A 21344-nucleotide genomic window follows, 5' to 3' on the forward strand; every position below is an offset into this window, starting at 1 on the left:
GTCGACGCACAGGCACGACGTCACTACGATCTGTTAGCGGGGTCGTCGCCGAACGCTGTCCGAGGGAGTCGCCATGCCCGAACAGGTCTCGCAGCACCACACCACCACCCGCGCCGTCTGGTCGGACTTCTGCGCGGTGGCGCCCAGCCCGGAGCTGCGGCAGAAACTTCAGGAGCAGCTGGAGCGGGCCCGGTCGGGCGCCGACGAACTGGCGTCGCAGCTGGGGGTGTCGCGCGGTCCGCGGCAGCTCGGCTTCGACGACGGCACGATCTTCCCGCCGGACGAGTTCCCGCTGGGCACGCCGTACGCGACCATCCAGGCCGCCGCGGCGGAGCGGGCTCCGCTGCGCGGCACGGTGCGGGTGGTCGTGGTGCTGGCGGACTTCTCGGACAAGGCGATGACGGCGACCCGGGAGCACTTCGAGGAGCTGTTCTTCTCGCTCGGGGCGCTGCCGCACGGCAGCGTCCGGGAGTACTACCGCGAGGTGACGCACGGCCTGGTGGACATCGTCGGCGAGGTGGTCGGCCCGCTGCGGCTGCCGCAGACCCTCGCCTGGTACGCCAACGGCAACTTCGGCATCGGCCGGCCGACCGGCGAGGCGCGGGCCAACGTGATGGCCCGGGACGCCGCGCAGGCGGCGGACCCGGCGGTGGACTTCGGCCCGTACGACAACGACGGCAACGGCTACGTGGACGCGTTCATCGTGGTGCACGCCGGGTCGGGCGGCGAGGCGAGCGGCAACTCGGGCGACATCTGGTCGCACAAGTGGACGCTGCCGGCGGAGCTGAACGCGGACGGCACCAAGATCTTCGCCTACCTGACCATCCCGGAGGACGCCAAGATCGGCGTCTGCGCGCACGAGCTGGGGCACCTGCTCTTCGGCTTCCCCGACCTGTACGACATCGACGGCACCTCGGAGGGCGTCGGCAACTGGTGCCTGATGGGCGCCGGTTCGTGGGGCGGGGGCGGTGACATCCCGGTGCACCCGTCCGCGTGGTGCAAGGTGAACCAGGGCTGGGCCTCGGCGACCGCGGTGACCAGCGGCGGGACGGTGTCGTTCGAGGACGTGAAGTCCAGCCACACGGTGCACCGGCTGTGGAAGGACGGCGGCGGGGGCAGCGAGTACTTCCTGGTGGAGAACCGGCAGCAGACCGGCTACGACCAGTCGCTGCCCGGCTCGGGCCTGCTGATCTGGCACATCGACGACGCCAAGCCGACCAACAGCGACGAGAACCACTACAAGGTGGGTCTGCTGCAGGCGGACGCCCGGCGCGACCTGGAGCTCGCCGGCAACCGCGGCGACGGCGGCGACCCGTACCCGGGCAGCGCCGGCAACACCGCGATCAGCGGCTCCACCACGCCGAGCACCAAGTCCTACGCGGGCGCCGACACCTGCGTGTCGCTCTCCGCGATCTCCGCGCCGGGCCTGACCATGACGGCAACCGTCTCGGTCTCCTGCGGCAAGCCGCTGGCGAAGGAGTTCAAGGACGGCGGCAAGGAGCTGAAGGACACCACCAAGGAGCGCAAGGACGGCCTGAAGGACCTCAAGGAGGTGCGGAAGGAGCTCCACAAGGAGCTGAAGGAGCCGTTCAAGGAGCGCAAGGACATCAAGGACCGCACCGAGACCAAGCCCTTCGACCGGCCCGGCCGGCCGCCGGTCCGCGCGGCCGGCGAGGACTCGGTGGCCGCCGCCCTGGCCGAGCTGCAGGCCCGGCTGGAGGCGGTCGAGGAGGTGCTGGCCGGCCAGTACGGCCCGGATGGCGGCGACACCGGCGGCGAGGCCGGCGACGGCGGCACGGGCGGCGGTGAGCCGTTCATCGGCTCCTCGCTCCGCCCGGACCTGGCCGGCGGCCCGGCGTACGACGACGGCACGGCCGAGCTCCGCCGGGCGATGGCGGAGGGCGACGCCCACGCCAAGCGCGCCTTCGACACCCTGCCGCCGCAGTGACCGGCGCGGTCGCCGTCCTGGCCGGGCCCGGGGACGCGGGTGCCGAGGCGGTCGCCGGCGCGCTCGCGGCCCGCCTGGGCGGCGACCGCGTGCACCGGCTCACCCCGGCCCGGCTCGCCCGGGCACGGTGGAGCCACCGGGTCGGCCCGGACGGCCGGGCCCGCACCCGGATCTCGCTGCCCGACGGGACGGTCCTGGACTCCGCCGAGCCCGGCGCCGTCCTGCACCGCCTCACCCACCTGCCGGTCCCGGGCCTGGCCCGGGCCGGCGCCAAGGACCGGGACTACGCGCGCACCGAGATCCTCGCCCTGCTGGCGAGTTGGCTGCTCTCGCTCGGCGGGCGGGTGCTCGGCACGGTCAGCGCGTACGGCACCGTCCAGGGCCCGGTCTCGCCGGAGGCCGCGCTCGCCCACGCGGCCCGCCGCGGGCTGCCGGTGGCGCGGCGCGGCGGCGCGACCCGGGCGGGGCTGCTCGGCCGGCCCGGTCCCGCCGAGCGCGTGCTGCCGCACCTGGCCTGGCCGGGCGGCGCCTCGGCGCCCGTGCCGGCCGACCTGCTGCCCGCGCTGCGACCCGATCCGGACGGCCGGCTGCTGCTCTGCGGCGACGGCCTGGTCGGGCCGCTCGCCGCCCGGTACGGCCCGCAGGCCCGCGAGCTGGGCGCCGCGCTCGGCACCGGTCTGCTCGAACTCCGGTTCGCTGAGGGCCGGTTGACGGACGTCGACACCTGCCCGCCGCTGGACCTGCCGGCGCAGCGCGCCGCCGTCGTCCGGGCGCTGGCCGAACTCGCGGGCGAGGTCTGAGTGCTGCTCTTCTACGGCTGCCCCGACGACGAGCCGCTCGCCCGCGCGGTCACCGCCGCCCGCGCGGGCGGGCTCGACCACCTGCTGGTCGACCAGACCCGCCTGGCCCGCTACGACCTGGTCTGCGGCCCCGGCCTGGACGCCCGACTCGCCGCCGAGGGGCGGGAGTTGCCGCTGGCGGGGATCACCGCGGTGTACGCGCGTCCGCTGGAGCCGCCGCTCCCCCGGGACGACGCGGCGGCCCGGGCCCGGGCCGCCGCCTTCCACCGCTGGTTCACCGACTGGCTGGACGGCGCCGACGCCTTCGTGGTCAACCGGCCGCGGGCGATGGAGTCCAACTCCTCCAAGCCGTACCAGGCGCAGCTGATCGCCCGGGCGGGCTTCGCCGTCCCGGACACCCTGGTCAGCGACGACCCGGAGGAGGTGCTGGAGTTCCGCCGGCAGCACGGCCGGGTGGTGTACAAGTCGGTGAGCGGGATCCGGTCCGTCGTCCGGGAGTTGCAGCCCGCGGACGAGGCGCGGCTGCCGCTGCTGCGGGCCCTGCCGACCCAGTTCCAGGCGTACGTGCCGGGGCGGGACGTACGGGTCCACGTGGTCGGCGAGCGGGTCTTCGCCGCCTCGGTGGACTCCCCCGCCATCGACTACCGCTACGCGCAGCGGGACGGGCTGAGCGCCGAGCTGGCGCCGTACGAGCTGCCGGCCGAGGTCGCGCGGCGGGCAGTCGCACTGGCGGCGGCGCTCGGGCTGCCGCTCGCCGGGATCGACCTGCGGGTGCGGCCGGACGGCGGATGGGTGTGCTTCGAGGTCAACCCGATGCCCGCCTACAGTTACTACGAGTCGCACACCGGGCTGCCGATCGCGGCGGCCCTGGTCGAACTGCTGGCCGCCGCCCGCACGGGCCCGGCCGTACGGGCGGAGGTCTGAAGCACAGTGGTCGCGCCGGTCGAGAACCTCACCACCCTGCACGTGCGGGTCGCCTCGCTCGGCCCGCACCCGCGCCTGGGCGACTGGGACCTCGCCTCCGCCGAGGTGCTGTCGGCCGAGCCGGTGTCCGGGCGCGCCGACCTGCTCTCCCAGTACGTGGGCCGCACGGTGCAGCTCGGCATCCCGCGCCGCCTCACCGGCGGTCTGCACCCCGGCTCCGGGCTCACCCTCCGGGCCCGCCTGGCGACCGGCGACATCCTCGCCGAGCCCAACCCCGGGCCGGGCGACTTCACCGTCGACGCCGGCTGAGGCGGCCGGAGCGGGAAAACCGGATGCGGCCGTGCGGCGGCGGTGCTTGGATGCTCCGTGATCATTTCCCCTGACGCCCCGAACGCCGCCCTGCTCGAACGGATCGAGCGCTTCTACGACGCCGTCCCGCGCTCCGGCGCCCGGGCCGAGGACTTCGGCCCGCTCAGCCTCTTCGTCCGCGAGGGCGCCGGCTGGCCCTACTACGCCCGGCCCGCGCTCGGCGCGAGCGCCGGCGTCACCGCCGCCGACGTCGACCGGGTCCGCGCCCGGCAGCGCGAGCTCGGCGCGCCCGAGGCCTTCGAGTGGACCGCCGAGACCGCCCCCGCGCTGCGCGCCGCCGTGGAGGAGAGCGGCCTCACGGTGAACGAGCACCCGCTGATGGTCCTCGACACCGACGCGGTGCCGGCCGCCGAGGAGGGCCCGGACGGTGTCGAGGTCCGGCTGCTCCCCGGTGGGGACCCGCTGCTGGCCGCCTCGATGGCGGTGGCGCACCTCGCGTTCGGCGAGCCCGGCACGGCGATCGGGTCGGCCGGCGCGAGCGAGCTCGCCGCGGCGGTCGAGGCGGCGGAGGCCGACGGCGCGGCGCAGCGGCTGACCGGGCGGATCGAGGCCGGGCTGTCCGCGGTCGCGGTGGCCCTGGCCGCGGACGGCTCGCTGCTCGGCTCCGGCCAGCACCAGTGGGTCGGCGAGGTCAGCGAGCTCGTCGGCATCGGCACCCTGCCCGTCGCCCGCCGCCGCGGGGTCGGCCGCGCGCTGACCGCCCGCCTGGCCGCGGACGCCCGCGCCAAGGGCGCCACCACGGTCTTCCTCACCGCGAGCGACGAGGCGGTGGCCCGGGTCTACGCCTCCGCCGGCTTCCGCCGCATCGCCACCGCCCTCATCGCCGAACCCGCCTGAGCCCCCTCGCACTGCTCCTGAGCCCGTTCCGATCCGGTCTGCTCCAACTGGAGTCCACCGGTGGTGCCCGTCCCTTCGTCCCCGCACGCTGGCCATGGCCCGCCCGCACCAGGCGGCGGGCACCTCCACGCGGCGTCCCCCGATCGGGGGCGGACGGGGCGTCAGAGAGACGGAACCACATGGTGGAGCAGGGCAGTCAGCAGGGTTGCCCGCCGCCCGTTCGCGGGGCCGGCAGGTCGGTACGACGGTGGGTGCAGCACCGGTACGCGCGCAGGCGCCCCCGGGGCGCGCCCGCCGGGGCGGCGGTGCTCGCGGGCGCCCTGGTGCTGCTGGGCGCGGCGGGTCCGGCTCCGGCCTCGGCTGCGGCTCCGCCCGCGTACGGCGGCGGGTCGGGGCACCCGGCGCGGTTCGTGCCCGGCCCCTGCCCGCCGACACCGGAGCCGGTGCCGGGGCGGTGCGGGTTCCTGAAGGTGCCCGAGAGCCGTGAGCACCCCGGCGGGCGGACCCTGCGGCTGGCCGTCGCGATCGTCCCGGCCGCATCGGAGCGGCCCGCGCCGGACCCGGTGGTGTTCATGGAGGGCGGCCCGGGCGGCGACGCGTTCGGGTCCATTCCGTTCCTGATCGCCTCCGGGGTGAACCGGGACCGCGAGCTGATCGTCATGGCGCAGCGCGGCACGCTCCACTCGGAGCCGAACCTGGCCTGTCCGGAGGTCGACCGGTTCAACGCGGCGGCCGTCGGCCTGCGCTACGGCACGCCCGAGACCGGCCGGCTGCTGGTGCGGGCGACGCAGGAGTGCCGGGACCGTCTGGCGGCCGACGGCGTCGAGCTGGGCGCGTACAACACCTTCGAGAACGCCGCCGACTTCGCCGACCTGCGCGAGGCCCTGGGCGTCGCGCGGTGGAACGTCTACGGCTACTCCTACGGCACCGACCTGGCCCTCACCTACCTGCGTCTGCACCCCGAGGGGATCCGCTCGGTAGCGATCGACTCGGTCGCCCCTCCGCAGGTGATCACCCTGCCGTGGACCTGGGACAGCGCCCGCGAGGGGCTGGACGCGGTGTTCGCGGCCTGCGAGGCCCAGCCGGCCTGCGCCGACCGCTACCCGCACCTGGAGCGGATCCTGGGCGAGCAGGTCCGGCGGCTGGAGGAGAACCCGCTGACGCTGACGGCGCAGCCGCCCGCCGGGGGCGACCCGGTGCGGGTCGTCCTGGACGGCGGCGCGCTGGTGGACCTGCTGGTCGCCAAGGCCGTCCCGTTCGCCGACCTCCCCGCGGCGATCGACGAGCTGGCGCACGGGAACCCGGAGCGCTTCGCCCGGGCCCGCGCCGCCGGTGCTACCCCGGTCGTCGGCGAGTTCGCCCAGGGCCTGAAGGAGTCGGTGGCCTGCGCGGAGTGGGTGCCGGGCCACTCGGCGGACGAGGTGCTGGCGGCCGGGCGGCGGGCCTTCCCCGACTGGCCGGACACCGTCCTCGCCCAGGCGCCGCAGCTCCCCTTCCAGTACGACGTGTGCGAGGTCTGGAACGTGCCGGACCGCACCGCCGCCCAGCGGGTGCCTGCCGTCAGTGACCGGCCGGCGCTCGTCCTGTCCGGCACCTTCGACTCGAAGACCGGCTCCAGTTGGGGCGCGTACGCGGCCCGGACGCTGTCCCGTTCGACGGTCGTGCGGATCCCCGGGATCGGCCACTGGGTGGTCCCCCAGTCGTGCTGCGCGGCGGACGTCCTCGTCTCCTTCCTCGCCGACCCGGCCGCACCCGACACCCACTGCGTGGCCGACCTCGCGCCCGCCCCGTTCACCATCACCCCCGAGCCGGAGACCACCCGATGACCGTCCGCCCTCCCCACCACCGCCGCGCCGCCCGCCGGCTGCGGACCGCGCTGGCCGGCGCCACCACCGGCGCCCTGCTGGTCGGCCTCGCCGCCCTTCCCGCGCACGCCCGGGGCGACGCCCCGGGGCCGCTCGGCACCGTCGCCGGGGCCTGGGGCCACGCCCGCTTCGAGCCGGGCCCCTGCCCGCGGACCGCGGACCCCACCCCCGGGCTCGACGACGCCCGCTGCGGCACCCTCACCGTGCCCGAGGACCGCTCCCGGCCCACCGGGCAGACGATCGCCCTCGCGGTCGCCGTGGTGCCCGCCGAGGCCCACCGGCCCGCGCCCGACCCGATCGTGTGGCTCGCCGGCGGCCCCGGCGACGACGCCAACTCCGAGATCGGGATGGCCCTGGCCGGCGGCCTGAACCGGGACCGGGACCTGATCTTCATGTCCCAGCGCGGCACCTACTCGGCCGACCCCGCGCTCACCTGCCCGAACATCGACGCGTTCAACGCCCGCGCGCTGAACCTCGTCTGGGGCGCGCCGTCCACCGGCGTCCTGCACGTCGAGGCCACCCGCGCCTGCCGCGACCGGCTGACCGGCCTGGGCGCCGACCTCGGCGCGTACAACAGCACCGAGAGCGCCGCCGACTACGCGGACCTGCGCCGCGCGCTCGGCATCCGGGAGTGGAACGTCTTCGGCATCTCGTACGGCACCGACCTGGCGCTGCTCTACCAGCGCCTGCACCCGGAGGGCCTGCGCTCGGTCGGCATCGACGGCGTCCTGCCGCCCTCGCTGGCCGGCGGCGCGGTCACCTGGAAGGCCGCCCGCGAGGGCTTCGACGGCATCTTCGCGGCCTGCGCGGCGCAGCCCGCCTGCGACAGCCGCTACCCGGACCTGAAGGGCACCTTCGAACGGCTCGTCGTCGAGCTGGAGGCCCACCCGGTCACCACCGAGGTCACCGTCCCGGACCGCCCCGACCCGGTGGAGGTCGTACTGGACGGCGGGGTCCTGGTGAACTGGCTGACCTTCGCCAGCCACCTGGCGGCCGGGGTGCCCCGCTCGCTGGACGAGCTGGCGCACGGCGACCCGCGGCGGATCGCCGAGCAGTGGGCGGGCGGCAAACTCGCCCCGCAGGCCATGGGGCGGCTCTCGCACGGCCTCGCCTACGGCGTGTTCTGCAGCGAGTGGACGCCGTTCGAGACCGAGGCGGACGTGCTCCGGGCCGGGCGGGAGGCGTTCCCCTCCTTCCCCGAGTCGGTGCAGGCGCAGGCTCCCGGGCTCGCCTGGCTGCACGACGACTGCCGGGCCTGGGACGTCCCCGCGGCGCCGGACTCGGTCCGCGACCTGACGGTCAGTGACATCCCCACCCTGGTCCTGTCGGGCGGCTTCGACGCCCAGACCGCGCCCAGCAGCGGCCCGTACGCCGCCCGCACGCTGAGCCGGTCGACGGTCGTCACCGTCCCGTACGTCGCGCACGTGGTCTTCGCCGACTCGCCCTGCGCGCAGTCCGTCACCCGGTCGTTCTTCGACACCCCGACCGCGCCGGACCTCGCGTGCCTGGCCTGCCTGGAGCCGCCCGCCTTCGAGATCGCGCCGTAAGCCTCAGCTGTGCGGCAGCTCGCCGGCGTCCGTGAGGAGGCCGGCGAGCAGGTCGCCCCGGTCGGCGACGCGCTCCAGGACCTGGTCCGGCGTGAAGGCCAGCTGCTCGGGCGACTCGCAGCCCTCCACCTCCGCCCAGGAGAGCGGGGCCGAGACGCCCGGCACGGCGGTGGCGCGCAGGGTGTAGGGCGCGGCGGTGGTCTTGGCGGTGGCGTTCTGCGACCAGTCGACGAGGACCCGCTCCCGCCGCAGGGCCTTGGTCATCCGCGCCACCACCAGCCCCGGCAGCTCCCGGGCCAGCCGCTCGGCGAGCGCCTTCGCGTACGCGCCGACCTCCCGCGCGGGCGCCGGTCGCAGCGCGGCGTACAGGTGCAGCCCCTTCGCCCCCGAGGTCTTCGGGTGGGCGGTCAGCCCGTCGGCGGCCAGCAGCTCGCGGATCAGCATCGCCACCCGGCAGCAGTCGGTGAGGTCCGTGCCCGGCCCGGGGTCCAGGTCGACCACCAGGCGGTCGTGGTGGTCCGGGCCGCTGTCCGCCGTCCACTGCGGGACGTGCAGCTCCAGCGCGTACCCGTTGGCGACCGTCATCAGGGTGGCCAGGTCGTCGACGGCGACCCGCTCCTTGGGACCCTCGTGGCTCGGGTCGGTCACCGTGCGCACCCAGGCGGGCAGGCCGGGCGGCGGGTTCTTGGCGAAGAAGCCCTCCTCGCCGATGCCCTGCGGGAAGCGCAGGAAGGTCGCCGGCCGCCCGCGCAGGTGCGGGAGCATCGCCGGCGCGACCTGGGCGTAGTAGTAGAGGGCCTCGCCCTTCGTCCATCCGGTGGCGGGCCACAGCACCTTGTCGAGGTGCGAGAGGACCAGCCGGCGGCCGTCGACTTCCGTGACCTGGCGCTCGGGCATACCGTGGTGGATCCCCGCGAAAGGGACGGGATATGCCACAGGTCACCTGGAAAGGCGTCATCACGTTCGACCTGGTCGGCGTGCCGGTCCAGCTGTACGCCGCCACGAGGAGCACAGCGGTCCGTCGCTCCACCAGGTGCACGCGGAGGACGGCCGCGCCCGCGAAGAAGGCGGCCCCGGCGAAGAAGACCGCGGCGAAGCGGGCGGCCCCCCGCAAGGCCTCCTAGACCACGCAGAACTCGTTGCCCTCGGGGTCCTGGAGGACCACGGCGTAGTACGCCATCTCCGGCTCGTCCATCACCCGCAGCACGGTGGCGCCGGCTGCGGTGAGGCGGTCGACCTTCGCGGTGACCCGGCGGGTGCGCTCCTCCAGCGGGACGCCGCGGCCGCCGCCCACCTTGAGGTCGAGGTGCAGCCGGTTCTTCACCGTCTTCGCCTCGGGAACGGCCTGGAACCACACCCGGGGCCCCTTCCCCGCCGGGTCGACGATCGACTCCGGTGTCTCCCCCGCCCCCGGCGGCAGCTCCTCGTCCGGAACGCCCATCTCCGCCCAGTACTCCCGCCAGGTGGCGTGCCCGCCGGGCGCCGGCTCCGGCACGTACCCGAGCGCCTCCACCCAGAACCGCACCAACCGCACCGGGTCGGCGCAGTCGATCACCAACTGCAGCTCCATCTCCGTCTCCATAGCGGGAGCATGGCAGCCCCCACCGACATCCCCGCCCGGCGCGCGCGAACGGGCCGTGCGGCAGCGTACGAGGGCCACTCCGCCGGAGGCGAAGGACGCCGCAGGCGGGGGTGCCGGACGGGGGATCAGGTGGCCTGCAGGTCCACCGGGTCGGTGTTGGCGCCGCAGAGGACGACGACGACGGTCTCGCCGGGTTCGGGGCGGTAGCCGGTGGGGGCGAGGAGGCCGGCGAGGGCGGCGGCGGCCGCGTGTTCGACGGCGGAGCGGCGCTGGTCCCAGAGCAGGCGGCGGGCGCGGACGATCTCCTCGTCCGGGACGAGGACGGAGCGGACGTCGGCGCGCCGGGCGGCGGCCACGGCGAGGGCGGTGGCCCGGCGGGCGCCGAGTGCGTCGGCGGCGACGGAGTCGACCGGGACGTCGACGGGCTTGCCCGCCTCCAGTGCGGCGTTGAGTGCCCGGCAGTTCTCCGGCTCGACCGCGACGGTGCGTACGCCGTGGTACCGGGCGGCGGTGGCGACCCCGGCGAAGAGTCCGCCGCCGCCGACCGAGACCACCACCGTCTCCACCTCCGGGACGGTGGCGCGGATCTCGTCGACCAGGGTGCCCGCGCCCGCGGCGATCAGCGGGTGGTCGTAGGCGTGCGAGGCGAGCGCGCCGGAGGCGTGGGCGAACTCCTCGCAGGCGGCCAGCGCGTCCGCGTACTCACGCCCCGCCAGCACCACCTCGGCGCCGTACCCGCGCAGCTTGGCGATCTTGACCTCGGGGGCGTTGGCGGGCAGGAAGACAGTGGCGCGGACGCCCTGCTCCTGGGCGGCCCAGGCGCAGGCCAGGCCCGCGTTGCCGCCGGAGGCGATGGTGACGCCGGCGTCGGGCAGGGTGCCGGCCTCGCGGTGAGCGGTGAGGAAGTTCTGCGCACCGCGGGCCTTGAAACTGCCGGTGTGCTGGAGGTATTCGAGCGCGAGGTGCAGCCGCCCGCTGCCGACCGCGAATCCGGCGGGCACCACGGCGACCGGCCGGACCCGTCCGGCGATCCGCTCGGCCGCCTGCCGCACGTCCGGGTAGTCGAGCTCGTCCACGCCGCCTCCGCACTCGCCGGGTTCCGGGGCCACTGTACGGCGGGGCGGTTCGCGGGAGATCATTCTGTGTGCACTCGACCGGAGGAAGCCCTGTGCCCAACGACGCCGTCCCACTGACCGTCACCCGCGATGCGGCCGCCGCGCTGTGGAGCGTCTCGACGCGCCGTCATCTGCTGGGCGTGCCGCTGGTGGACGGCGAGGAGGTGCTGCTCCTGGTGGACGGTCACCTGACCTGCCTCGCCGCGGCGGACGGCCGGCAGGTGTGGCGCAGTCCGGACTGGGTCGGGGAGATCGAGTACCCGCGCTCGACGCCGCTGACCGTGGCCGGGGACTACGTGCTGGTGCCCAGTGGGACGACGGCGCGGTACAGCGCGCAGCCGGTGGCGCTGGTCTGCCTGCGGCGCGCGGACGGCGGGCTCGCCTGGCGCAGCGACACGGTGCCGCTGTCCGGCTACCAGGCGGACGGACAGACGCTGGTCCGCTGGCAGCGCGACAAGGAGGTCGACGGGCCGCGGTACATCGAGGCGGTGGACCTCGCGGACGGCCGGGTCCTGTGGCGGCACGAGCACGACCTGATCGACGACGTGCTGGTGGCGCACGGGCGGGTGTTCGCCCGTACCGGCAACACCGTGACCCTCGCCGCGCTCGACGCCCGGACCGGCACCCGGCTGTGGCGGCGCACGGGCGAGCAGGCCCGCGGCGGGCTCGCGGCGGTCCGCGGGGCGGGCATCCGCAAGACGGTGCTGCTCGCCGTGTCACCGCGCTCGGGCGTGGTCACCCGGATCGATCCGGTGACCGGCGCCGACCTGGTGTCCCGGCGGCTGAGCGGGGCGAGCCGCTACGGCGCAAGGTGGAACGGCAAGCGGCTGACCGGTCCGGACGCGTGGGTCGGCTTCGGGCGTCTGCGGGTGCGCCGTCTCGGGCCGCTGGACTCGCTACGCAAGCAGACCTTCTACGCGCCGCTGCAGGAGCTGTACTGGTACGAGGACGACGCGGTGGCGGAGGTCACGGACCGGCTGTACGCGGTGGCGAAGGTGGACCTGGGGGATCCGGACTACCGGCGGGCGCGCGGCAAGCGCATCGTCTCGGCCCGGGTCGGCGGCCTCGGGCCGCGTCTGCTGACCGGGCTGCGCTGGCCGCGGGGGGTGCCGCGCCGCGAGCGCCGGGGCTCGTTCGTCGAGCTCACGCCCGGCCCGCGCCATCTGTTCGCGGTGCTGCACCGGTTGGACGGGCAGGGGTTGATATCCGTCCGGGACAACCGGGTCCGCTGGCGGCGCCCGGCGCACCCGGGGCTGCCGGTGCCGCTGGGCGGCGACCGCGTCCTGGTCTTCGACGACTGCGGCGCGCACGACCACCTGCGGGTGCTCGACGCCGAGACGGGTCTCGGCGCCGAGCCGCAGGTCTGCGATCAGCCGAGTTCGCCGACCGCGTAGGCGTAGGAGAGCTGGACGAGCGCCCAGACCACTTCCAGCTCGCCGCGCTCGCGCGGGCCGTAGACCAGGATGGTGTCCTGCTCGGGGTGGCGCACGCCCCAACCGGCCTTCTCCACCTCGTCCTTGAGCGGGTCGGGCAGGGTGAGGTGCAGGCTGCCGTCGTGGTGCGGGTGGATGTGCGCCCACTCGCGGCCGCGCTGGAAGGCGGCGACCGGGCCGGCGCCGATGCCCTCGGGGATGAACAGCGAGCGGGCGTGCGACACCGAGACCAGGGTCGGGGCCATGTAGGTGAACGGCAGGGCCCGCATCCGCTCCCACAGCTCCTCCTGGAGCATCACGGGGGAAATCTGGGAGCGCTGGGCGTGCGGCGCGGGGCCGTAGACCTCGGGTGCCGGTCCGGGGCGGCTGGGCAGGTCGAGCATGGGCGGTCCCTTCGGTGGAGCTCGATGACGGTCGATCAGACACGGCTCTGGGGCGGCCTGTTGAATGGACAGGCCGCCCCGGAACCCTAACCCGCCGTCCGCTATCCGCGGTCGCGGTCACGGATGGCGGTCACCAGTTCGGTGATGCCGGCCTCGCGCAGCACGCTGTAGTGGTCGCCCTCCAGGGTCACCACGGTCGGCGGGACGGCGGAGTAGCCGGAGCTGCCCTCGATGAAGGAGTAGTCGTCGCCGGTGGCCTTCAGGATGGTCACCGGGGCACTCAGCTGCCGCTCGGCGAGCTCGCGGAAGCTGTACTCGAACTCGTAGGTCTCCTGGACGATCCGGGTGATCCGGCGGATCACCGGCTCGCCGAGGGCGGGCAGCAGGCCGTGCACGAAGGCGACGAAGCTGTCCTCGTCCTTGGCGACCTCCAGGCAGCGCTGCAGGTCCGGGCCGCTGATGCCGCCGGCGAACACCGAGAACAGGATGGTGACGTACGCCGGGTTGCGGTACGAGGACTCGCGTCCCCACTGCTCGCCGTCGGCCTGCCGGACCTTCGGGTTGCCGGGGCAGATCAGCAGCAGGTCGTCGACCAGCTCGCCGGCCTGCTCCAGCTGCCAGGCCGCCTCGAAGGCCACCCGGGCGCCGAAGGAGTAGCCCCACAGCGTGTACGGGCCCTCCGGCTGGGTGCGCCGCAGCTCGGCGACGTCGGCGGCGGCCATCTCCTTGATGGTCGGGTAGGGGATCTCCGACTCGTTGATGCCGTAGGCCTGGACGCCGTAGAACGGGCGGGCGACGCCGGACTCCTGGCCGAGCAGCCGCAGGTTCATCGGGTAGCCGCCGAGGCCGGGCCAGCAGTACACCGGGCGGTCGGCGCCGCCGTTGTGCAGCAGCACCAGCCGGGAGACCGGCTCGGCGCCGTCGTTCTCGATCCGCGCCACCAGGTCGGCGAGCTTGGGCGCCTCGAAGACCACCTGGAGCGGCAGCTTGGTGCCCTTGGCCTTGTTGATCCGGTTGACCAGCGAGACCGCGATCAGCGAGTTGCCGCCGGAGGAGAAGAACTCGTCCTCCATCGACACGTTCTCGTACTTGAGGGCCTGGCCCCACAGTTCGGCCAGCCAGCGCTCGGTCTCGGTGGCCGGCGGGACGTACTCGGTGCCCGCGTTGGCGTTCCTGACCTCCTCGGAGGCGGCCAGCGCCTTGCCGTCGACCTTGCCGTTGGCGGTCAGCGGCAGCGAGTCGAGCACCAGCACCCGGTTGGGCAGCATGTAGTCGGGCAGCAGGTGGGAGAGCTCGTCACGGACCATCTCGGCCGGGCCGCGCATGTGCACGGTGTCCTCGTACATGCCCTCGCTGAGGATCTGCTCCTCGGTCACCTTGCCGCCGAGGAAGAAGTACGAGGGGCCGGTGGCGATGGAGCGCGAGGTGAGGATGTCGTCGATCCGGCGCGCGGCGGGCAGCGGGTTGCCGGTCTTGGAGCTGTAGCCGGAGGACATGAAGCCCAGCGACAGGCCGTTGCGCTGCAGGTGGTGCAGCTTGGTGCCGAGCGCGATGTAGTGCAGCCAGTCCTGGTCGGCGCGGCTGACCGCGCTGATCCCGAAGCTGGCCCGGTCGTAGACCTGCTGGTTGATCGCGATCACGTGCCGGGGCTGGACCAGCTCGGGCGAGATCGGCTGCAACTCGCCGTCCAGGTAGCGGTACTGGCCGGCCGAGAGGCCGTCCACCCGGCCCGGGTGGGCCTGCACGTAGAGCTCGGTCGGGTCGGGGCGGCGCTTGCCGTCGTTGGCGCAGACCTCGAAGGTGCCGAGGTAGTAGTCCTCGTCGGCGACGTCCAGGCTGGCCTTGACCGCCGGGTGGTACGAGGACGGCCGGACGGTCAGGCCGTACTCGGGCAGGATCTCCTCGAAGACGCCCAGCATGTGGCCGGTCTCGAACTCCAGCACTTCCTGGATGTTGTTCTTGTAGACCGGCTCGATGGCCCGCTTCTTGCCGAGGAAGTGCAGCTCCAGGTACTTGCCGGCGCCGCCGGTGGCACCGCCGACCCGCACCAGCGAGTGGTCGAGCGGGTGGTAGTAGTAGATGCCGGCGTCCAGCCCGGGCAGGCCGCCGGTCTCCAGGTAGAGCTGGGTGGCGTAGAGCGCGCCGGGCGAGGCGTAGGAGTACTTCGGCAGCAGCCGCTCCTCGCTGCGGTACTGGCCGAACCAGCGCAGCAGCTCGCCGAGTTCCTCGAAGGAGAGCTCGTCCAGCGGGCGGGAGAAGGTGTTCACCTGGCTGGGGGCGAGCAGTTCGAGCAGGTCGTCCCGGCTGACCTTGCCGCCGTCGTAGAAGCGGTAGGTCTTGCGGGCGAAGGTCTCGCGGCGCTGCCGCTCGCTCTCCTCCTTGCCCGGCAGCACCAGGGTGGGCCGACCGGCCAGCTCCTCCGGCTCGCGCAGGCCCGGGTCGGACAGCTGCGCCTTCACCTGGAGCTTGCTGCTCTTGGACTGGTGGTGGGAGCCGGCCACGCCCTGGTCCATCAGGGCGGCTTCCTTGGGGTTGAGCTCGATGCAGGCGACCAGGTTCTGGAAGCCGGTGCGCGGGTCGTCGGTGACGATCGCGGCGGCCCGCTTGACCCAGGTGTGCTCCTCGATGGCGAGGGCGATCTCGTCCAGCTCGACCCGGTAGCCGCGCAGCTTGATCTGGTTGTCGACCCGGCCGAAGAACTGGATGGTGCCGTCCGGGTTCCACTGCGCGAGGTCGCCGGTCTTGTACAGCCGCTCGGTGGGGATGAACGGCGAGGGCACGAAGCGCTCCGCGGTCTGCTCCTCGCGGTGCAGGTAGCCGCGGGCCAACTGGACGCCGCCGATGTACAGTTCACCGGTCTCGCCGATGCCGACCGGGGCCCGGTTCTCGTCCAGGATGTAGCACTGGGTGTTGTCGACGGGCACGCCGATCGGGATGGTGCCGGGGCCCTCGGCGATCTCGTCCGGGTCGACCAGGTGCGCGGTGGCGTTGATGGTGCACTCGGTGGGGCCGTACAGGTTGACCAGCGAGACCCACGGCAGCTCGTCCGCCAGGGCGCGGGCGAGGCTGCGGGAGAGCGCCTCGCCGCCGGAGAAGACCCGGCGCAGCGACAGGCAGAGGTGGAAATCCTCGGTGTCGATCAGCGCCTGCAGCAGGGTGGGCACGCACTGCAGCGTGGTCACCTCGTGCTTCATGATGGTGGAGATCAGCGCCTCGGGGTCGCGGAAGATGCCGGGGGTGCCCATCACCACGCGGCCGCCGAGCGCGGGCGCGAGGATCTCCCACTGCGCCGCGTCGAAGCTCATCGGGGTCTTCTGCAGGATCGCGGTCTCGGGGCCGAGGTGGCCGCAGTCGGCGAGCCAGCGCATCTGCGACATGATGCTGCGGTGCTCGATCATCACGCCCTTGGGGCGGCCGGTGGAGCCCGAGGTGTAGATCACGTAGGCGAGCGCGTCCGGCGGGACGGAGATCCGCTCGACGTCGGAGCAGCCGCCGTCCTCGCAGGTCTGGGCGTCGGCGAGGGTGATCACCCGGGTGCCGGCCGGGGCGAGTTCGGCGAGCTTGGCGACCAGGTGGTCCTGGGTGACCACGACCCGGGTGCGGCTGTCCTCCAGCATGTAGCGCAGCCGGTCCTCCGGGTACTCCGGGGAGAGCGGCAGGTAGGCGGCGCCGGCCAGCAGGATGCCCCAGGCGCCGATCATCAGGTCGAGCGAGGGTTCGACGTACAGGCCGACGCAGTCGTCGTTGCCGACGCCCTGCCGGTGCAGGTAGCAGGCGAGCCGGCCGGCCGTCTGCTCCAGGTCCCGGAAGGTGAGGTCCTGGTCCTCGAAGCTGACCGCGACGGCGTCCGGCCGGGTCTCGGCCTGGTCCCGCAGCAACTCGGGCAGGCATCTGCCCAGACGGCTGTCCTGAAGTCGGGACTTGTACCGGGTGGTGTCCAACGCCTACTCCTCTTCACGCCGTTGATGGGTCATAAGGCTTTGACAAGGGGTGCCTCGGCCGGGGCCGGGGCGGTACTGCGGGGGCGCAGCTGGGCGAGCACGACCGCGGTCACCACGGCGGCGGCGCCCGCGAGTTGGAGCGGGGTGAGGGTCTGGTCGAGGACCAGGTAGCCGAGCACCGTGGCGGACAGCGGGCTGCCGAAGCCGAGCATCGAGACGGCGAGCGCGGGCAGCCGGGCGATGCCGCGGAACCAGATCGCGTACGCGAACAGCGCGCCGATCAGGCTGAGGTAGGCGAACCCGCCGAGGTTGCCGGCGGTGACCGTGCCGGGCAGCCCCTCGGCGAGCAGCGTCGCCGGGACGAGCACCAGCCCGCCGACCGTCAACTGCCAGCCGGTGAAGGTGAGGACGCCGACCCCCTCGGGCCGGCCCCAGCGTTTGGTGAGCACGATGCCGCTGGCCATGCAGACCGCGCCGGCCAGGCCCGCGACCACCCCGATCGCGTCCATCCCGGCCTGCGGCTTGAGCACCAGCAGGGCCACCCCGGCGACGCCCAGAAGGCAGGACACCACCTGGAGCGGCCGGATCCGCTCGCGCAGCAGCAGCGCGCCGAGGACCAGCACCATCATCGGCTGCGCGGCCACCACCAGCGCCGCCACCCCGCCGGGCAGGTGGTAGGCGGCGACGAACAGCAGGTAGAAGAACGCGCCGATGTTGAGCACGCCGAGGACGGCGGCCCGCCACCACCACGCGCCGCGCGGCAGCGTCCGGCCGATCGCCAGCAGCACCAGGCCGGCCGGCAGCGCCCGGACGGTGGAGGCCAGCAGCGGCCGGTCGGGCGGCAGCCACTCGGTGGTGACCAGGTAGGTGGTTCCCCAGATCGCCGGCGCGAGGACGGTCAGGGCCGAGTCGGCGGCCAGTCGGCCGCCGGCCGGTCCCGACCGTCCGGCCGGGGCTGCGTTCAGCGCCGGCCCCAGCCGGCCGGCGGGTCGACCCGGCCGTCCAGGATCCGGTTGTACTCGATGTTGCGGGAGACCAGCGCCGGGGAGACGAAGGTCAGCACGTTGGTCTCGATCAGGGTGACCCACTGCAGGGTGCCGTCGGTCTCGGACGGCTGCTGGAAGTACACCCAGATCTCCAGGTCGGCCTGGTTGCCGTTGACCAGCGGGGTGCCCTGGAGGTAGGTCATGCCGGCCTGCGGCGCGGTGACCGAGGTCCAGTAGTCGTGGATCTCCTGGCGGCCGTGGAACATCTGGTCCGGCAGGCCGGGGACGGCCTGGTAGATCGCGTCCCGGGTGAAGAGCTGGACGACCCCGTCCGCGTCCTTGGTCTGCCACGCCTTCAGGTAGGCCGTCATCCAGCGGGACACGTCCTGCGGGCGCAGCGTGAACGGGCGGGCCTCGGCCGGGCCGGCCGCGGCGGTGGTGGCGGCGGTCGCGAGCGCGGCGGTGCCGGCGGTGGCCAGCCCCGCGCGCAGCACGGAACGGCGGTCGGGCAGAGCGGACATGGTGGTGTTCCTCCTGACAGGGAGCGCGTGACTGGTGGATTGACTGGTAGTCAAATCACGCCGCAGGCAGGCTATGTCAGCGCTGTTCGAACGGAGAAGCCCGACATCGAACAGTGTCGACGCGCGTTCCCGACGGTCCGTCGGCCGGTTTCGCGGTGTCGGAACCTTCCGCACCGGGCAGCAGAGGTGTACGTCATCGCGAACGCGTCGTGCGGAGGTGGGGCCGGTGGACGAACCCGTACTGTCCGGACGCGAACGGCGCATCCTCGCCCAGATCGAGGCCAGGCTGCGCAGCGACTCCCGACTGCTCGACCGGGAGCTGCGCACCATGCGGCTCTACCGGCCGCGCCGGCCCCGGCTCACGGCACAGCTCGTCCTCGGCGGGCTGGGCGTCCTGGTCGCCGTCTCCGGGGTGATGCTGGCCGCCGGCGTGGTACTGGCCCGACCGCTGCTGATCGGCTCGGTGATCGGCTTCTGGGCCGGCGGGCTGGTCATCCTGCTCCGGCACCGCTGAGCGCGGCGCCGCACGGGTCAACTCCGGTCCGGCCTGCTCCGGTCCGTTGTTCCGGTCAGGCGGGCGGCAGGCCGGTGTCGACCCCGTCCAGGGCGTGCGAGCAGATGCAGTCCCGGGTGGCGGGCAGCGACTCCAGGGCCTTGAACAGCACCGTGCGCAGCCGGTCCACGTTGCGGGCGAACTCCTTCAGCACCTCCGCGTGGGTCACCCCCTCGCCCGTCCCCACCCCCGCGTCCAGGTCGGTGACCAGCGCCAACGACGTGTAGCAGATCGCCAGTTCACGGGCCAGCACCGCCTCCGGGTGGCCCGTCATGCCGACCACCGACCAGCCGTTCGCGGTGAACCAGCGGGACTCCGCGCGGGTCGAGAACCGCGGCCCCTCGATCACCACCAGCGTGCCGCCGTCCACCGGCTCCCAGGCGTGGTCCCGGGCCGCGGCGAGAGCGGCCGCGCGGCCCTCCGGGCAGTACGGGTCCGCCACCGAGACGTGCACCACCTCCGGCAGCGAACCGTCCGGCAGCGGCAGACCGTCGTAGAACGTCTGCACCCGGGCCGCCGTCCGGTCCACCAGCTGGTCCGGCACCACCAGCGTGCCCGGACCGAACTCCCGCCGCAGACCGCCCACCGCGCACGGCCCCAGCACCTGGTGCACGCCCAGCGAACGCAGCGCCCACAGGTTCGCCCGGTAGTTGATCCGGTGCGGCGGCAGGCTGTGCCCCCGCCCGTGCCGCGGCAGGAACGCCACCCGGCGCCCCGCCACCTCCCCCAGGAACACCGAGTCGCTCGGCTGCCCGTACGGCGTCTGCACCGACACCTCGGTGACGTCGTCCAGCAGCGCGTACAGCCCCGAACCCCCGATCACCCCGAGCTCGGCGGCCGGGTGGGCGGCGGCGGTGCGATCGGTCATGGCGCGCTCCCCAGGGTCCGGCGGTCCTCGTCCCCACCCTACGGTCCGCACCGCCCCCGCGGCAGCCCGCGGCGCGTCCGGCAGCACGGGGGCGCCCGCGGGGCGGCGGGTGGCGCGCGGGAAGGTGCGGTGCGCGTCCCGGTTCGACTCCGGGGCCACGGGGCACGGGCGCTCCGCGTACAGTGACAACCTCGGCGGACGGGAGTGACAGAGGGATGAACGCGAGAGCGGGAGCGCACCGGGCACTGCAGTGGCGGACCCGGCCGGCGTCGCCCCGGGCGGCGGTACTGGTGCTGCACGGCGGCCAGGAGTACGGCGAGCACGCCCCCGGGCTCCTCAACCTTCCCGGCCTGCGGATGGTCGGCTTCGCCCGGTCCGTGGAACGGGTCACCGCCGACGCGGGCATCGCCGTCGGCGTGGTGCGCTACCGCTGCAAGGGCTGGAACGGCGACCGCGCCGACGCCGCCCGTGACGCGCTCGCCGCACTCGGCGACCTCGCCGAGGAGCTCGGCCCCGTACCCACCGTCCTGATCGGCCACTCCATGGGCGGACGCGCCGCACTGCGGGCCGGCGGCCACCCCTGCGTCACCGGCGTCGTCGCACTCGCGCCGTGGTGCCCGCGCGACGAACCGGTGGAGCACCTGGCGGGCCGCCGGGTCCTGATGCTGCACGGCGACCGCGACAAGGTCACCTCCCCCGCCGACACCGACCTGTTCGCCGCCCGCGCCCGCACCGAGGGCGCCCACGTCGCCGGCTACCGCGTGGTCGGCAGCGGTCACACCCTGATGCGCCGCGCCGCCGACTGGCACCGCACCACCGCCGACCTCACCGGCGCCCTCCTCGGCCTCACCCCCCTCCCCGCCGACATCGCCGGCGCCCTCGCCACCCCCGCCCCGGCCGCCACCGGCCTCGCCCTCCCGCTCCACTAGGCGCCGGACTTCGGCAGTTCGGGCGGAGGTGTGCGGGCCGAACCTCTACGGTCCGAGGCATGACCGTGTTGATCGTCGGAGGCAGCGGGTTCCTGGGCGCCGAGTTGGTCCGCCAGGCGGTGTCGGCCGGGCGCGAGGTGGTCGCGACGTTCGCCACCGCGCCCGGCGACGCTCCTGCGGCCCTGTGGCGCATGCTCGACCTGCGGGAGGCCGCCGGCTTCGAGGCGCTCATGGCCGAGGTGAAGCCGCAGGTGATCGTCAACGCGACGAGCGGCGGATCCGACTGGGCCGTCACGGCGGAGGGCCCGGTCCGGCTGGCGCTGGCTGCGGAACGGCACCGCGTCCGACTGGTGCACGTGTCCAGCGACGCGGTGTTCTCCGGTGCCCGCGTGCACTACGACGAGTCCAGCCTCCCGGACCCGCTCACCCCGTACGGCGCGGCGAAGGCGGCCGCGGAGACAGGCTCGACCCGCGTCGCGTCCCGACTGGCCTGCGGGCGGACACCCCGCTCCCGGGTCCGCTCGACGTCCGCCTCGACAGTCGCGCCACCCAGCACCGACTCCGCACCAGGCTGCGCGGCGCGCGCGAGTTCCTCGCCGAGCCGGCGTGAACCGCGACGCACCGCGCCCCGGGCTGCCGTGAACGGAGCTAGTGCCGCATCAGGCAACGTTTGCCCTGGTGACGACCTCGCGCAGGCGTTCGTCGGCGGCGTGCTTGTTCCGCCAGGTGATGTAGCGGCGGAT

General features: G+C 74.3%; 19 protein-coding genes and 2 pseudogenes. 12 read left to right on the forward strand and 9 right to left on the reverse strand.

Annotated features, from left to right (window positions below; translation table 11 throughout):
- The first annotated feature begins 73 nt into the window (after window positions 1-73).
- From ACGFX4_RS12200 to ACGFX4_RS12230, 7 genes are all read left to right on the forward strand, one after another.
- On the forward strand, window positions 74-1948 hold the full coding sequence (locus ACGFX4_RS12200; RefSeq protein ID WP_393072336.1) for a M6 family metalloprotease domain-containing protein: 1875 nt from the start codon (window positions 74-76) through the stop codon (window positions 1946-1948).
- Entirely contained in the window at window positions 1945-2748 is an 804-nt protein-coding gene (locus tag ACGFX4_RS12205; RefSeq protein WP_393072338.1) for a hypothetical protein, read from the forward strand. Before ACGFX4_RS12200 ends, ACGFX4_RS12205 begins: the two co-directional genes overlap by 4 nt.
- The gene (locus ACGFX4_RS12210; RefSeq protein WP_393072340.1) at window positions 2749-3672 is read left to right on the forward strand and encodes a RimK family alpha-L-glutamate ligase; all 924 of its coding nucleotides are present in this window, start codon (window positions 2749-2751) and stop codon (window positions 3670-3672) included. It abuts the gene before it with no gap.
- Between the two features lie 6 nt (window positions 3673-3678).
- Window positions 3679-3981 (forward strand): hypothetical protein, encoded by a 303-nt coding sequence (locus tag ACGFX4_RS12215; protein ID WP_345701183.1) that lies wholly within the window; start codon window positions 3679-3681, stop codon window positions 3979-3981.
- 57 nt (window positions 3982-4038) lie between these two features.
- Window positions 4039-4878, forward strand: a complete 840-nt coding sequence (locus ACGFX4_RS12220) for a GNAT family N-acetyltransferase (protein WP_393072342.1) — start codon at window positions 4039-4041, stop codon at window positions 4876-4878.
- Between the two features lie 470 nt (window positions 4879-5348).
- Window positions 5349-6704: an alpha/beta fold hydrolase gene (locus tag ACGFX4_RS12225; protein ID WP_393072344.1), complete on the forward strand. Its 1356-nt coding sequence runs from the start codon at window positions 5349-5351 to the stop codon at window positions 6702-6704.
- The gene (locus ACGFX4_RS12230; RefSeq protein ID WP_393072346.1) at window positions 6701-8290 is read left to right on the forward strand and encodes an alpha/beta fold hydrolase; all 1590 of its coding nucleotides are present in this window, start codon (window positions 6701-6703) and stop codon (window positions 8288-8290) included. Before ACGFX4_RS12225 ends, ACGFX4_RS12230 begins: the two co-directional genes overlap by 4 nt.
- A 3-nt stretch (window positions 8291-8293) precedes the next feature.
- On the opposite strand, the gene ligD is transcribed toward ACGFX4_RS12230, so the two are convergent.
- A complete protein-coding gene (gene ligD, locus ACGFX4_RS12235) occupies window positions 8294-9187 on the reverse strand; it encodes a non-homologous end-joining DNA ligase (RefSeq protein ID WP_393072348.1) in 894 nt (297 codons plus the stop codon).
- Window positions 9188-9219: 32 nt separating this feature from the next.
- Here ligD and ACGFX4_RS12240 point away from each other — a divergent pair, with 32 nt between their 5' ends.
- Window positions 9220-9414: a hypothetical protein gene (locus ACGFX4_RS12240; protein ID WP_393072349.1), complete on the forward strand. Its 195-nt coding sequence runs from the start codon at window positions 9220-9222 to the stop codon at window positions 9412-9414.
- On the opposite strand, the gene ACGFX4_RS12245 is transcribed toward ACGFX4_RS12240, so the two are convergent.
- Window positions 9411-9872 carry a VOC family protein gene (locus ACGFX4_RS12245; RefSeq protein WP_393072351.1) on the reverse strand — a complete coding sequence of 154 codons (462 nt, stop codon included), beginning with the start codon at window positions 9870-9872 and terminating at the stop codon, window positions 9411-9413. The two genes, ACGFX4_RS12240 and ACGFX4_RS12245, sit on opposite strands and share 4 nt — an antisense overlap.
- 125 nt (window positions 9873-9997) lie before the next feature.
- Window positions 9998-10948, reverse strand: coding sequence for a serine/threonine dehydratase (locus ACGFX4_RS12250; protein WP_393072353.1), 951 nt, complete (start codon window positions 10946-10948; stop codon window positions 9998-10000).
- A gap of 92 nt (window positions 10949-11040) precedes the next feature.
- Here ACGFX4_RS12250 and ACGFX4_RS12255 point away from each other — a divergent pair, with 92 nt between their 5' ends.
- Entirely contained in the window at window positions 11041-12381 is a 1341-nt protein-coding gene (locus tag ACGFX4_RS12255; protein ID WP_393072355.1) for a PQQ-binding-like beta-propeller repeat protein, read from the forward strand.
- Here ACGFX4_RS12255 and ACGFX4_RS12260 read toward each other — a convergent pair.
- From ACGFX4_RS12260 to ACGFX4_RS12275, 4 genes are all read right to left on the reverse strand, one after another.
- Complete coding sequence (locus tag ACGFX4_RS12260) at window positions 12357-12803, reverse strand: luciferase family protein (protein ID WP_393072357.1); 447 nt, start codon at window positions 12801-12803, stop codon at window positions 12357-12359. The genes ACGFX4_RS12255 and ACGFX4_RS12260 overlap by 25 nt on opposite strands.
- A gap of 101 nt (window positions 12804-12904) precedes the next feature.
- Window positions 12905-16744, reverse strand: coding sequence for an amino acid adenylation domain-containing protein (locus ACGFX4_RS12265; protein ID WP_393072359.1), 3840 nt, complete (start codon window positions 16742-16744; stop codon window positions 12905-12907).
- Window positions 16745-16773: 29 nt separating this feature from the next.
- Window positions 16774-17709 carry an EamA family transporter gene (locus ACGFX4_RS12270; protein ID WP_393072383.1) on the reverse strand — a complete coding sequence of 312 codons (936 nt, stop codon included), beginning with the start codon at window positions 17707-17709 and terminating at the stop codon, window positions 16774-16776.
- Window positions 17706-18251 carry a nuclear transport factor 2 family protein gene (locus tag ACGFX4_RS12275; protein WP_393072361.1) on the reverse strand — a complete coding sequence of 182 codons (546 nt, stop codon included), beginning with the start codon at window positions 18249-18251 and terminating at the stop codon, window positions 17706-17708. Before ACGFX4_RS12275 ends, ACGFX4_RS12270 begins: the two co-directional genes overlap by 4 nt.
- Window positions 18252-18477: 226 nt before the next feature.
- On the opposite strand from ACGFX4_RS12275, the gene ACGFX4_RS12280 reads away from it, so the two are divergent.
- Window positions 18478-18765, forward strand: a complete 288-nt coding sequence (locus tag ACGFX4_RS12280) for a DUF3040 domain-containing protein (protein ID WP_393072363.1) — start codon at window positions 18478-18480, stop codon at window positions 18763-18765.
- Between the two features lie 55 nt (window positions 18766-18820).
- Here the strand turns inward: ACGFX4_RS12280 and ACGFX4_RS12285 are convergent, their stop codons facing one another.
- Complete coding sequence (locus ACGFX4_RS12285) at window positions 18821-19672, reverse strand: S-methyl-5'-thioadenosine phosphorylase (RefSeq protein WP_393072365.1); 852 nt, start codon at window positions 19670-19672, stop codon at window positions 18821-18823.
- A gap of 215 nt (window positions 19673-19887) precedes the next feature.
- On the opposite strand from ACGFX4_RS12285, the gene ACGFX4_RS12290 reads away from it, so the two are divergent.
- Both ACGFX4_RS12290 and ACGFX4_RS12295 read left to right on the forward strand, forming a co-directional pair.
- Window positions 19888-20601, forward strand: coding sequence for an alpha/beta hydrolase (locus tag ACGFX4_RS12290; protein WP_393072367.1), 714 nt, complete (start codon window positions 19888-19890; stop codon window positions 20599-20601).
- A gap of 59 nt (window positions 20602-20660) precedes the next feature.
- Window positions 20661-21211, forward strand: a pseudogene (locus tag ACGFX4_RS12295) (sugar nucleotide-binding protein).
- Window positions 21212-21260: 49 nt separating this feature from the next.
- Here ACGFX4_RS12295 and ACGFX4_RS12300 read toward each other — a convergent pair.
- Window positions 21261-21344, reverse strand: a pseudogene (locus ACGFX4_RS12300) (transposase); the annotation flags it as partial.

Origin of the sequence: Kitasatospora sp. NPDC048365, assembly GCF_043200835.1 — a bacterium.
Classification (GTDB): Bacteria; Actinomycetota; Actinomycetes; order Streptomycetales; family Streptomycetaceae; genus Kitasatospora; species Kitasatospora terrestris.